The sequence below is a fragment of the Bacillus sp. FSL L8-0099 genome (assembly GCF_038006385.1).
Taxonomy (GTDB): Bacteria; Bacillota; Bacilli; order Bacillales; family Bacillaceae_G; genus Bacillus_A; species Bacillus_A toyonensis.
In genome coordinates, this window is record NZ_JBBOVC010000001.1 from 1,370,732 (window position 1) to 1,383,942 (window position 13,211).

General features: G+C 34.4%; 15 protein-coding genes. 7 read left to right on the forward strand and 8 right to left on the reverse strand.

Annotation, left to right across the window (positions count from 1 at the left end; all coding sequences use genetic code 11):
* Positions 1-238 precede the first annotated feature (238 nt).
* The gene (locus MHH42_RS07190; RefSeq protein WP_000880630.1) at positions 239-448 is read left to right on the forward strand and encodes a hypothetical protein; all 210 of its coding nucleotides are present in this window, start codon (positions 239-241) and stop codon (positions 446-448) included.
* Between the two features lie 39 nt (positions 449-487).
* On the opposite strand, the gene MHH42_RS07195 is transcribed toward MHH42_RS07190, so the two are convergent.
* The gene (locus MHH42_RS07195) at positions 488-1,264 is read right to left on the reverse strand and encodes a class I SAM-dependent methyltransferase (RefSeq protein WP_000026266.1); all 777 of its coding nucleotides are present in this window, start codon (positions 1,262-1,264) and stop codon (positions 488-490) included.
* Between the two features lie 108 nt (positions 1,265-1,372).
* On the opposite strand from MHH42_RS07195, the gene MHH42_RS07200 reads away from it, so the two are divergent.
* Entirely contained in the window at positions 1,373-2,224 is an 852-nt protein-coding gene (locus MHH42_RS07200; RefSeq protein WP_000865656.1) for a hypothetical protein, read from the forward strand.
* 70 nt (positions 2,225-2,294) lie between these two features.
* Here MHH42_RS07200 and MHH42_RS07205 read toward each other — a convergent pair whose 3' ends face one another.
* A complete protein-coding gene (locus MHH42_RS07205; protein ID WP_000776284.1) occupies positions 2,295-2,492 on the reverse strand; it encodes a hypothetical protein in 198 nt (65 codons plus the stop codon).
* A gap of 151 nt (positions 2,493-2,643) precedes the next feature.
* Between MHH42_RS07205 and MHH42_RS07210 the strand changes: the two genes are divergently transcribed.
* The 3 genes from MHH42_RS07210 (at position 2,644) to hmpA (ending at position 5,743) form a co-directional block, all read left to right on the forward strand.
* Complete coding sequence (locus MHH42_RS07210; protein ID WP_098638096.1) at positions 2,644-3,741, forward strand: site-2 protease family protein; 1,098 nt, start codon at positions 2,644-2,646, stop codon at positions 3,739-3,741.
* Positions 3,742-3,855: 114 nt separating this feature from the next.
* Positions 3,856-4,374, forward strand: a complete 519-nt coding sequence (locus MHH42_RS07215; RefSeq protein WP_001228785.1) for a hypothetical protein — start codon at positions 3,856-3,858, stop codon at positions 4,372-4,374.
* Positions 4,375-4,534: 160 nt separating this feature from the next.
* Complete coding sequence (gene hmpA / locus MHH42_RS07220; RefSeq protein ID WP_000947324.1) at positions 4,535-5,743, forward strand: NO-inducible flavohemoprotein; 1,209 nt, start codon at positions 4,535-4,537, stop codon at positions 5,741-5,743.
* 30 nt (positions 5,744-5,773) lie between these two features.
* Here the strand turns inward: hmpA and MHH42_RS07225 are convergent, their stop codons facing one another.
* Positions 5,774-6,286 (reverse strand): Crp/Fnr family transcriptional regulator, encoded by a 513-nt coding sequence (locus MHH42_RS07225; protein ID WP_000600584.1) that lies wholly within the window; start codon positions 6,284-6,286, stop codon positions 5,774-5,776.
* Between the two features lie 170 nt (positions 6,287-6,456).
* On the opposite strand from MHH42_RS07225, the gene MHH42_RS07230 reads away from it, so the two are divergent.
* Positions 6,457-6,684 (forward strand): hypothetical protein, encoded by a 228-nt coding sequence (locus MHH42_RS07230; protein ID WP_000883006.1) that lies wholly within the window; start codon positions 6,457-6,459, stop codon positions 6,682-6,684.
* 291 nt (positions 6,685-6,975) lie between these two features.
* Here MHH42_RS07230 and MHH42_RS07235 read toward each other — a convergent pair whose 3' ends face one another.
* The 3 genes from MHH42_RS07235 to MHH42_RS07245 all read right to left on the reverse strand — a co-directional run bounded on the left by MHH42_RS07235 (position 6,976) and on the right by MHH42_RS07245 (position 9,524).
* The gene (locus tag MHH42_RS07235) at positions 6,976-7,776 is read right to left on the reverse strand and encodes a sulfite exporter TauE/SafE family protein (protein ID WP_098826545.1); all 801 of its coding nucleotides are present in this window, start codon (positions 7,774-7,776) and stop codon (positions 6,976-6,978) included.
* 117 nt (positions 7,777-7,893) lie between these two features.
* On the reverse strand, positions 7,894-8,892 hold the full coding sequence (locus tag MHH42_RS07240) for an inorganic phosphate transporter (protein ID WP_000380277.1): 999 nt from the start codon (positions 8,890-8,892) through the stop codon (positions 7,894-7,896).
* A gap of 11 nt (positions 8,893-8,903) precedes the next feature.
* The gene (locus MHH42_RS07245) at positions 8,904-9,524 is read right to left on the reverse strand and encodes a DUF47 domain-containing protein (RefSeq protein ID WP_000231446.1); all 621 of its coding nucleotides are present in this window, start codon (positions 9,522-9,524) and stop codon (positions 8,904-8,906) included.
* A gap of 312 nt (positions 9,525-9,836) precedes the next feature.
* On the opposite strand from MHH42_RS07245, the gene MHH42_RS07250 reads away from it, so the two are divergent.
* On the forward strand, positions 9,837-11,879 hold the full coding sequence (locus MHH42_RS07250; RefSeq protein ID WP_098977091.1) for a transglycosylase domain-containing protein: 2,043 nt from the start codon (positions 9,837-9,839) through the stop codon (positions 11,877-11,879).
* Between the two features lie 123 nt (positions 11,880-12,002).
* Here MHH42_RS07250 and MHH42_RS07255 read toward each other — a convergent pair whose 3' ends face one another.
* Entirely contained in the window at positions 12,003-12,431 is a 429-nt protein-coding gene (locus tag MHH42_RS07255) for a hypothetical protein (protein WP_001265581.1), read from the reverse strand.
* A 197-nt stretch (positions 12,432-12,628) separates the two neighbouring features.
* Positions 12,629-13,132, reverse strand: coding sequence for a Gly-Xaa-Xaa repeat protein (locus MHH42_RS32390; RefSeq protein ID WP_371399103.1), 504 nt, complete (start codon positions 13,130-13,132; stop codon positions 12,629-12,631).
* Positions 13,133-13,211: the final 79 nt, after the last annotated feature.

The window sequence follows — 13,211 nt, forward strand, 5'->3', positions numbered from 1 at the left end:
TTTTTGAAAGTCAATATGTTTTTTGGAAGATATATTTATATGCGGAAATATCGAAGATGATATTTGTTATTGTGAAGGAAATGATGAAGTGTAAAACGGGAGTGAATAGTTGTAGAGAATTGTAAAATTTGTAGAGAAAGTTGATATTTATAGGAGTAAAGAAGGTATTAATAGAATTTACAGAGAATAATAAAACAATCCACTTGCTGGAAAGAACAAACCAAAAGAGGTGACTGAAATGCTTGCGATGGGAGTATTATTTGGCATTATTGCTATAATTGGTTTTATGTGGTTATATTATTCGCGTTCGTTTAAACAAGCAGAAGTTTTACTCTTTCAAAAAGGTAGTTTGTTGACAAATCAGTCTAGATATTTAGTATGTCCGAAGTGTGGGAGTGCACAGGCCAGAAGTGGAGGATATCAAGAGTGTTGCAAAATTAGATTATGAAAGAAGGAAGCCTCACATTCATTTGTGAGGCTTCCTTCCTTACAATTTCCTGCCGCTCCAAATTGTCCACCGATCTCTTTCAATAATAGGAGAGATGTTTTGTAATGCGATTTGGATATGATGTAGAAGTTGAGCAAGCTCATGATCTGTTAATTCGTATAGAATGGATCGTCCGGTTCGAGGAGATAAGTCTTGTAGTAATGCTGCTACAGAATCGTGTATTTTTCGTACTTCCCATTGTGTTTGCGAAGGGAACACGTGAAGAGAATGCTTTTGTAATTCTTGCTGTATAGTAGCAGTTTTTGGTCTTCTTTTTGATTCGATTTCAATGAGTTTTGGAAATACCGAGAAAAAATATCCGCGAATGTGTTCAGGGCTTCCTGGAATTGTACAATCTTCAATGGTTCGATCTTGTAAAATAAGTACACCGTTTTTCTTTAATATACGAGAAGCTTCACGTAAAAATGTAGGAATGTCTTGTAAATGATGAATAACTGCGCGCGAAATAACTATGTCGAATGTTTCATCAGGATATGGGATGCTATGTGCATCACCGTGAATGAATGAAATGTTTGGAAAGCCGCTACAATTTTCTTTTGCAGCTTGTAATATCTCTTTTGAAAAATCAAGTCCAACAACATTTTTGGCTCCCATAAGAGCAAGTTCTTTCGTGTAAATACCACCGCCGCAGCCTATGTCAATTATTTGTTTGTTTTGTATATCTGTAATGTTTTTTATCATTTCCTCCCAAGAAACATGGGCATTTCTAGTTGCATATGTGTACTTATTATTTGCATCATGAAAATTAATGGACATTGTAAAATCCTCCCTTCAGTGTATAGTATAGCTTATTTAATATGATCTCATGTTTTTGTTTCTTATATGAAGGTTATAAGGATTTCTTATTAGAAAAGAGGGATTGAGTTGAAAGTGAAGTATGTAATGGTTTTATGTGTGATTTTACTAGCATCGTGTGGTCAAGCAGAACAAAAGAAAGAAACGAAACAAGTAGAGGAGACGGTGAATGAAGTGGAAGAAACAATAGGGATAACTGTTATACAAAAAAAACATAAAGAGAAAAAGTTACAGGAGTCAGAAGTTAAGGCCGTAATAGATATTATAAATAATGCGGAAAAACAAGAAATAACAGGTAGCTTTGGTGAACCTGAATATGAAATACAAATTAGTAGAGATGGGAAAAAAGAAAAGTATTATGCATGGTTAAGAGGAGAAGATCGACGAGGGTGGCTGCAATATAAGAAGGCTATGTACATGTTGAACGAAAAAGATACGGAAAAACTTTTGTCTATATTTCCAAAGATTCCAGAACAAAAAGAAGACGAGATACAGGTTGATCCTTTAACAGAAGTAACGAAAAAAGATTTGCAGATTACAGCGTTTCATATTAAAGCAGGGGATCAAAAAATGAATTATAAGGTACGTTATACGATTTCGCAATCACTTTACAACAAGTTAGCACAGGAACAAGAATATTATTTGCAATTGATTTTCCCGGAAAAGGTTCAAAAATTAATTGGAGCAAAAGAGAGTGAAATGATTTCAGGTGAAAAAGTAAAGGAGGGGTATAAACAGTATGAATTGAATGTTACTGTTCCGATAAAAGATGCTTCATTATCACAATTAAAAGCATTAGAAACATATTATGAAAATTATGATTTGAAAATATTAAATAATAAAAAAGAAAAAATAGGCGTTTTTCAAAATATCATTCAAATTGTTAAAGAGTATGGTGAAAAAATGGATTTACAAAGATAAAGTGAATAGGAAAGTCTATATGGACTTTCCTAGGAAATGATAATAGAGAGGGGAGAGAATCCCCTCTCTATTACTTTGCTTTTGCAGATGGCTCATTTATGGATTTTCGTGTAATAAGAAATGAAATCATAAGAGCGGATAGAATCATAAGAGCGATGAATAAGTGATTTGGCAACCAATCTAATAATAATAGGTAGCTAACGGTATAAAAAATAAGAGTTGAGGCTAAGAAAGAGAGAGCACCTATAATGAGAGATTGTAATTTCATTTGTATCTACCTCCTTTCATTTGTATTTTTGTCTAAAAATGGATGATATAAACATTATTTCTAAGAAAAGAAAAAAATGTGTCATAATAGAGAATAGAATAAACTGAAATGGGTGCATATAGCTCATTTCAATAAGATAAAGGAGAGGGACATGAGAAATAATAAAAAAGGATTATGGGGAATTATTGTTGCAATAGGGTTATTTTTACTATCTAAGCTAAAGTGGGTATTCGCAATCTTTAAATTAGCAAAGTTTTCAACTGTATTTAGTATGTTTCTATCACTTGGTGCATACGCAGTTATATATGGTTGGAAATTTGGAGTAGCACTTGTTTATTTGTTATTTGTTCATGAAATGGGTCATTTATGGGCGGCAAGAAGAAAAGGGATACCTACATCACCGGCAATCTTCATTCCATTTATGGGGGCTCTTATTGGAATGAAAGAGATGCCGAAAAACGCAAAAGATGAAGCGTATATTGCTTATATGGGGCCTCTTTTCGGATTACTTTCATTTTTACCGGCTATTCCACTTTATATGATCACGAAAGAGCCGTTCTGGGCACTTGTTATTTTGCTTGGAAGTATGATTAATTTCTTTAATTTAATTCCCGTTTCACCGCTAGATGGTGGCCGGATTATTTCAGTTGTAAGTACGAAAATTTGGGGAGCAGGGCTTGTTTTATTGCTAGGCTATTCAATTTACTTTAAAAGTATTTTGGGAGGATTTATTTTCATTATCGGCTGTATGGAACTATATAGAGTAATAAAGAGAGATGAGCCGATTAAAGAATTAGGTTATAGAATTGATGGAATGAAAGAATATGTTGCTAAGCTTGAAGAGGAACTAAAAGAAACTGGTGCTGTGCATCGGACTATATACATGATGCATCATGAGATGAATGTATTAAGACAAAGAGAGCATGCAAAAGAATTAAAAACAGGGGAACTTCAAAGAATGGAAGTGTTAGAGCATCTTTTGCCGAAGTTTGAGCCGCTAGACTATGTTCCATATGAGGATGAAAAAGACGAGTATACAATTCACATCAGGGAGGCATTTGAAGTAGCGGAAAGACAATTAAATGAATGGGAAAAAGAAAAAGTACAAAAAGAAAACTATTATAAAGTTGATGCGAAAACGAAATGGACAGTATTCGCTTGTTATATCGGATTAATAGCTATACTTGGTTATACAGCTTATGAAGGTTATATTGTTTTACAGGAGCATTTGCCAAGGCGAAATGTGTAGAAAAATAGTGTCGAAATGATAGGAAGAATTTAAACAGGAATTGTATTTCTACGAGCGAATGATAGAAGTGAAACACTCTATTGTAATATTCATAGTAGAAAAGGAGTTCTGTATATGAGGAAATTGCTAAGTGTGTTCAGCATTATAATCGTGATGATCATTGCGAGTTATAGTCTTATGAAAGTGCTATTACATTATGCGAATAAGCCCGCTGGGGTAAATACAATAGCTCAAATAGAAGCGGTACAAGAAGAGACAAAAGTGCTTGATTTTATTCGTACGACACATGAAAGTTATAATAATTTCTTAAATTATGGTAAGGCAGAGAATTATACAGACGGGGACTGGAACCATTTAAAGAAATGGTTTCAAGAACAAGAATCATCTTTAAAAAACATACATACAGAAATAAAAAATGAAAAGATCAAACGTGATGTAAATAGAAGTTATGAAATTGTAAAAAAAGGTGTGGAGCTTCAAAATATTGAGTATGTAGTTTATGCCCATCGTGTATACCATGACTTAGATATTATCGTAAATAAATATAGAGGCGAAACGAACATCTGGGGGTATACAGAATTTGGAGATGGGAAAGATATAAGGGTAATTGAACAAGCAATACAGTCCAAATAATAAGCTAGCTAGCATTCTAGTTGGCTTATTTTCTTTTTGTAAGTGCAATGTTCATATATTTTTCACAAAAACACCGTGTTAATAGTGATTAAAATCACAATGTGTATAATACAATTCAGTTAAACTAAAAACAGTTAAGGAAATAGAGGAGTGGGATACAATGTTAAGTGCAAAAACAATTGAAATCGTAAAATCAACAGTACCATTATTACAAGAAAAAGGCGTTGAAATTACAACGAGATTTTATCAAATTTTATTTGAGGAACATCCGGAGTTATTGAATATTTTCAACCACACGAATCAGAAAAAGGGAAGACAACAACAAGCGTTAGCAAATGCTGTTTATGCAGCTGCGATGTACATTGATAATTTAGAAGCAATTATTCCAGTTGTAAAACAAATTGGTCATAAGCATAGAAGTTTAGGTATTAAAGCGGAACATTATCCGATTGTGGGTACATGTTTACTACGAGCGATTAAAGAGGTCGCAGGTGCACCTGATGAAGTTTTAAATGCATGGGGAGAAGCGTATGGAGTCATTGCTGATGCATTCATTAGCATTGAAGCAGAGATGTATGAAGAGGCTGCACATAAAGAAGGTGGATGGAAAGATTTCCGAAACTTTGTAGTTGTTAAAAAAGTGAAAGAAAGTGACGTTATTACATCATTTTATTTAAAACCTGAAGATGGCGGGAAAGTTTCTTCATTCATTCCAGGACAATATGTAACAATTCAAATAAATATTGAAGGTGAAACATATACACATAATCGTCAATATAGCTTATCTGATGCTCCTGGAAAAGAATATTATCGTATTAGTGTAAAAAAAGAAGAAGGTGTAGATACACCAGGTGGTAAAGTATCTAATTACTTACATGATCATGTAGGGGAAGGAGATATTCTGCCAGTAAGTGCACCAGCGGGAGATTTCGTATTAAATATGGATTCAACATTACCAGTTGTACTAATTAGTGGTGGAGTAGGTATTACACCGATGATGAGTATGTTAAATACGTTAATTGAACAAGACTCAAAACGTAATGTATATTTTGTTCATGCAGCGATAAATAGTACTACACATGCGATGAAAGAACACGTTAAGGCAGTAGACAATGAATACGAACAAGTTAAAGCATACACTTGCTATTCTGCGCCGACTGAAAAAGATTTGGAAATAAAAAACTTTGATAAAGAAGGATTCATTGAAGGTGAATGGTTACAAACTATTATTCCGACAACTGAAGCAGAATTTTATTTCTGTGGTCCAGTGCCATTTATGAAGCATATAAATACTGCACTAATTGATTTAGGTGTGAAACAAGAGCATATTCATTATGAATTTTTTGGTCCAGCAGCAAGCTTACAATAGGGTGAGCTTGAATAAGCAAAAAACGAGGTATTATTTTACCTCGTTTTTTATTTGTTCTCTTAACAGCCGATTTACTGTTTCACGGCGTATACCTATCAGTTGACCAATTTCAGTTTGCGTTAATATTTCATATATAGGAATGTCACCTAAATATAGTGTGAACCACTCTTGTAAACGATGAAGACGTTCTTTCGGAGAGACAGTTGACAATTGGTCAATCCGCTGTTGCATCATTCTTAGTTTCGATTGTAATTGCATAGCGATGTCGGCATATGATTTAGGGTTTGCTTGAAGTCTATCGTACCATTCGCTACTAGTAATCGGTTCAACTTCTGTTTTTATTAAAGCAATAGCAGTACCGTGATATTCCTTCGGCGAAATTAAAGAATGGTGAGGTATCGTTTCACCTGGAACGATAATGTTGAATAGAAATGGTGTTCCGTCTTCTTCTAGTCGAACCACTTTTAATAAACCTGTTTTTATAAAATATAAAGGACCGTCCTCGCCTTGACGGAATAGTACATCTCCTTTGTGTAGAATCAATATTAGCCCCCCATTTAAACATTTCTAGTTCTTCTATTTTAGCGTATATGTATAAAGACAATATGCTATTTAAACAGCAATTTCATTGACGAAATGTATGCTATTACAGTAGTATACTATTTAGTGTGTAATAGTACTAGCAATGAATACGCTGTAGGGGGTTTAGTATATTGTTAGATGCGATGAAGATGACGGATGTGAGAATACCGGCGAATGCTATCATTCATGTAGAAGAGATGAAAGGTGGAGTCGTTCTATCCGTTGAAATAGACGGCCAAATTATTTATACGATGGCCTATGATGAAGAAACAGATAGTTATGCTGAATTATATGATCGAAACGATAAGAGGGCGTGCCAAGTACATGAAGACTTTATGGGATGGTCACTTCTTCACTAAAAAGATGTCAATATGACATCTTTTTTTATTGAATCGATAGATTATACAAGGAAATGAAATAAAAGGATAAAATTTGTAATAAATGATTTTGCATTGTTAGCACTTTGTAACTGCATGCGAACTGTTTTTTCGCTATCATAAAGATAACAGTCGCAGCTATAGGAGTGATCAACTTGAAGAAGGTACATATTTCAAATTTTATGCTATTAAGTGTTTGTTTAGTTTTATTTGTTCTCCTAGGAGCTTTTTTATATTCATGTGTATAAAAAAACGCATTCTAGAAAGAACGCGTTATAAAAGTGAAGTAATGATTAATCTAGTTCCAAGAATTATTAATGTGATACGTAATAAATTAATTACGGCATTACCGCTTAATTTTGTATTAATATAAGCCCCGATTTTTCCGCCAATCCATGCACCAGGAATAAGAATTAATGCATAAGTCCAGCTAACATTTCCAAGAGAGATGTGAGTTGCAGAACTTACAATTGCTGATAAAAATACGATAAACATCGAAGTTGCCACAGCAATGTGTGCTGGGAATGCAAAAAGAAGCATCATCGCTGGAACAAGTAAGGCACCGCCACCAATTCCAAATAATCCAGATATAAACCCAACTATAAAGGCGATAAAGATAGCAAGAAACGGTGGGAATTGATAGTGTACAGTAGTTCCTTTGTTATCTGTAAAAGACCGCTTAATGACAGACATATTTGATAAGGAAAGAGGTTTTAATTTGTCTCGTAGCATAAGAAGAATGGAGACGAAAATAAGGAAAATCCCAAAATATAAAGAAAATGTATCTTGGTTTAAAAATTTATTTGCCCATGATCCGATAATACCACCAGGGCCACTCCCGATAAATAAAATAAGTCCACTTTTATAATCCACCCGTTTATGCTTCATATACGTAAGGGTGGAAGCCAGTCCTGTAAAAACGACTGTTACCATAGAAGTTCCTACTGCGAGTTGTGGTGATAAACTGTGTAATCCAATTAATAACGGAACGATAATAATTCCGCCCCCAAGCCCAACTAGGCTCCCGACGGTCCCGGCGATTAATCCGATGAAAAGTAACATGATGTATTCCAAAATTGCCAACTCCTCTATATAACTTGTCCATCAATTATTATACACGCTTTTTAATAAGAAATAGGCTTGTTCACAAAAAAGTCGTCTTCCTAGAAAAATAAGGAAGACGACTTTTGATTAAAAGATTAAGTGTAATAAGTAGTAAAATAACGCAGCTAATGAAGCTGAAATAGGAAGTGTAATAACCCAAGTAATTAACATGCGTTTTGCAGTTCCCCATTTTACACCTTTCACACGATGAGAAGCACCAACCCCTAAAATAGAAGAAGAGATAACGTGCGTTGTACTAACTGGCAAGTGAATGAATGTTGCACCGAAAATAACAAGTGATGATGATAAATCAGCAGCTACACCATTTACAGGACGAATTTTCATAATTTGTCCACCGACAGTTTTAATGATTTTCCATCCACCGACAGAAGTACCAAGACCCATTGCAATTGCACAAGATAATTGTACCCAGAACGGGATGTCGCTAGAAGTATGATAGTTATTGGCCATAAGAGCCATCGTAATAATTCCCATTGCTTTTTGTGCATCATTTGTACCATGTGTATAAGCTTGCAATGCTGCAGTGAAAATCTGGAATATACGGAAGTTTTTATTCGTTTTCGTTAAGTTAAAGTTTTTAAAGACCACTTTAAAAATACTGTATACGATATAACCAATAACAAAAGCGATAATCGGTGAAATGATTAAAGCTTCAAGAATTTTAATGAATCCTTTAAGGTTTAATGAACTAATACCAGCAGCAGCAATAGCTGCACCTGCGATTGAGCCAATAATTGCATGCGAAGAACTACTTGGGATACCGTAGTACCAAGTAATTAAGTTCCAAGCTATCGCCGCAAGTAAAGCAGCTAAAATTACAAGAGAACCATTTTGTAAAGCAAATGGGTCAACGATATCTTTTGTAATCGTTTTTGCTACACCTGTAAATGTCATTGCACCTAAAAAGTTCATAATAGCTGCCATAATAATTGCATGTCTAGGCTTTAGAGCTTTCGTTGAAACAGCCGTTGCAATAGCGTTTGCTGTATCGTGAAATCCATTGATAAAGTCAAAAGCTAAAGCGCAAATGACTACTAAAACGGTCAGTATCAAGAGTGTATCCATGATCAAACTCCTTACGCGTTCTTCATAATAATTGTTTCTAATACGTTTGCAACGCTTTGGCAGCTATCAGCTACTTCTTCAAGCTCTTCGTAAATCTCTTTGTATTGAATAATCTTAATCGGATCTTTTTCACGAGAGAATAAGTGTTTAATCGCATGACGACGAATATCATCGCATTGTGATTCGTAATCCTTAATCTTAATCGCGTTCGTACGAATGTCGACCAACTTCTTTTTAGACAGTAGTTCAACAGAGTTTGCAATTTCAATTGCACATTGATTAATTGCTTCTACGAATTTAATCATGTATTCATCAGCTTCTGTAATAGAATACATTTCGAACAGACCAGCACTGTGATCTAATCCGTCTAATACATCATCCATACTCATTGCAAGTTGTAGGATGTCCTCACGTTCAATAGGAGTAATAAACGCTTTGTTTAGCTCCATAATGATTTCGTGAATAAATGAGTCACCTTTTGACTCATATTCTTTCATGCGCATAGAAAACTCTTTTAAATCGCTAGCATTTTTAATTTTATACTCCACGAAAAATTGCGCGCCTTCTTTTAAATTTTCAGAAACATTCATTAACATTTCAGAAAATTTATCTTTTTTTGATTTAAAGACCATTATTAGTTACCCCCACAAAAGTAATATATGTAAAATATATTGGCTAGTCAATTCTAACAAAAAACTGTCGTTTTTTAAAACATTTTATCGAAAAGTTTACAAAAACTTAACATAACTCTCATTGTTGTATTAATAATATTAATAATCGATATTGAATATCTTACTTGTAGAATGTCCTTTTCTTGCAAAAAGTATGAATGTGAAAGAAAAGCTTTACACTATAGGAAGGACTACGTTATTATAATAAATTTAAAAGGAGGTATATTCTTCCTTTTGAAAAGAAGAGTGTAAACAAACGAAGGAAGTGAACGAATGAAATTGAAGAACACTCACTTTAAAAAAACGCTTGAGTGGTTCAATAAGAGGAAGAAACTACGCAATTCATTAATTGTATTGGGCAGTTTACTCGTCACTCTATTTATTGCTATAAATATAATAATTTCCATTCAAGACATATCTGAATTAAAACAAGCTGTTCCGCAACCGACTTTAATTTACGATGCAAACAATGAAGTTGCGACTAAATTGGCTTCTTCCAAAACAGAAGGCGTAAAAAGGAAAGATATTCCTAACATTATGGTTCAGGCAATTGTTGCAGTAGAAGATAAGGAGTTTTTTAACCATCACGGTATTTACTATAGTGGAATTATAAGTGCGGTTTTTAAAAATATTACAGCAGGAGAAGTTGTAGCAGGGGGAAGTACAATTACACAACAACTTGCGAAAAATGTATTTTTGACACAAGACCGCACGTTCTCACGTAAAATAAAAGAATATTTTCTAACTAAAAAAATAGAACGTACTTATACAAAAGATGAAATTATTGAAATGTATATGAATCAAATTTATTTTGGTGAAGGGGCTTGGGGTATAAAAAGAGCAGCTAAATCTTATTTTGATAAAGATGTAAAAGATTTATCAATTTCAGAAGCTGCAACGATTGCGGGCTTGATTAAAGCGCCGTCTGCGTATTCGCCTTATAAAAACTTTAATAAATCAATTGAACGACGTAATGTCGTATTAAGTTTAATGAAAGAGCAAGGGTATATTTCTGAAGAACAGTACAATAAAGAAAAAGAGTCCGGTCTTGTATTAAAACGTGGTGTTGATGATAAATACAAAGGTAAATATTCTCAATATGTAGACTATATTGTTAGAGAAGCAATGGACAAGTACGAATTAACACAAAATGAGATTTTAGCAGGTGGTTATCGTATTTATACAGAGCTTGATTCGAAAAAACAACAGGCTGTAGAAGATGTTGTGAATAATGATAACTATTTTAAAGATAGTGGTACAGATCAGCTCATGCAAACAGGAGTGGTCCTTGTGAATCCAAAAACTGGTGGTGTTCCAGCTTTAGTTGGAGGTAGAGGGCCGTATCAGTTTTTACAATTTAACCATGCTACTCAATTAAAAAGGCAACCAGGTTCAACGTTAAAGCCTCTTGCTGTATATGTACCAGCGTTAGAACAAGGGTATGAAGTATACGATATATTAAAAGATGAACCATTTAGTATTAAAGAATACGAACCGAAAAATAGTGATCTTACCTTCCATGGTAATGTGACAATGTATGAAGCGGTGGCAAAGTCGTATAATGTTTCAGCAGTTTGGCTGTTAGAACAAATAGGATTAGATAAAGGATTGAAATCTTTAGAGAGATTTGGTATTCCAATAGTGCCAGAAGATCGTACGTATCCGATTGCTTTAGGCGGAATGCATGTAGGTACATCTCCATTTGTAATGGCCCAAGCATATAGTACATTTGCAAATGATGGTGTTCAAGTGGAGGCTCATGCAATTAGAGAAATTCAAAACGCTGAAGGTGAAACGATTGGGAAATGGTATAAGAAAGAGACGCGGGTGACGAGTGAAAAAATTGCTCAAAAGATGACATATTTATTAAAAGGTGTTGTCGAAAAGGGAACAGGTGAAAAAGCGAAAGTTAATAATGTTGATACAGCGGGTAAGACAGGTACTACTCAAATTGTAAATGGTCCAAGCAATGGTGCAAAGGATTCATGGTTTGTTGGATATACGCCAGATTTAGTAGGTGCAATTTGGGTAGGATATGATAAAACAGATAGCGAGCATTATGTTCCAGGAGGGAGTCAAATTACGACGACGATGTTCCGGGATATCATGAAAAAAGCAAATGCAAATCCAGCTCAAAAAGCATTCCAGTTATCGCTAATACCAGAGGCTGACTACAAAAAACAATTGCAAACAATCGAAGAGGAAAAACGAAGAAAAGAAGAAGAGAAGAGAAGGAAAGAACAGGAACAACAAAGAAAACAAGAGCAGCAAGAGTGGTTTGATAAAGTGAAAGAGTGGATTCCATCACTTTGGTAAAAGAAGAAAGAGGCGAATAACGAAATCCGCCTCTTTTTCGTATGAAAAATAAAGTGAAACTTCAATCATTAAGGGATGTTTATTCACCGCTAATGATTAGCCCATACCAATTGGGAAATGATATTACTCGTTTAGTATAATGTTCGTACTGCCAGAGGATTGAGAATCATATGTGATAATGATTTTGCCTTTACTAATAGGTTCGTAAGGTAATTCTTCTTCATAACTACCATTATTTTCATTATGGATAGAAAGCGTGATTTCATCAATTTCTTTATTTATATACTGATCTTTAATCGTTTCAGCAATTTGAAGTAGCGTTTCGTAACTAGAAGCTTTCGTAATAAGCATTCCTTTTATAACCTTTTTTTCATTATTTGCTGCATTGGAATAAGGGATGTTACTTTGTTTTGTATACAAAAGCTTGTATGGAACTGTTTTTCTCTCTGCTTTTGATATAGTGGAATATTTTAGAGTTAAAAAAAATCCTACACATAAAATAATGCATACCATAAGAGCAACCCAGATGCGTATCAGTGACATAACTCTCATTTTCATCCCTCTTTCATATCTTTGACTTCACTATTTATCATACAAAATGAGGATTAAGATAGAGTAAATTTGAGGTAAAGAAACGTAAAGAAGGAGCACTTATCCTCCCAAATAAGTGCTCCTTTCTATATAAAAAGAGAAATTTAATTTACAGTCAAATGATGCATATTATTATAAATACGCTTATTTAGTGAAAATTAGTAAATTCGGAAAACAGATAGTGTTGCTGTTGTATCACCTGTGTTAGGAATAGAAATAGTATTTGCTGTAGGTTGTACAGCGATTGTTGTACCAGCTTGTAAAGTAACGATTGTAGAGAAAGAAACAGCACTACCGATAACGTTAGTTGAAAAATTACGAGTAGGTGGTTGACCATTGAAGGAAATACCGAATCCAAACGGTGAAGAGCCTGGGAAAGTTGTAGACGCTGAGAAATTAATATCATATACGCCTGTTTCTAAAACTGTTAAAGTATCTGCAGTATCGTTGAAAGTGATATTATTTAATTCAAAAACTTGATTGAATTGGATGTTTGTTCCAGGAAATATAGTTTGTGCGTTGGAGTTTCCGATGGACGCGATAGGTACAGGAATTGGAGTACCCGCTGGACCTGTCGCACCAGTAGCACCTTGAGAGCCTGCTGGCCCTTGAGAGCCCGCCGGTCCTTGGGCACCAGTAAGCCCCTTGAGTCCTACTAGCACCTCCTCCAAGGCAATCTGATCCATATTGAACTAGGAATAGTTTGGATCTCTGTTATGAGTTTAACTAATTTGTCGATAG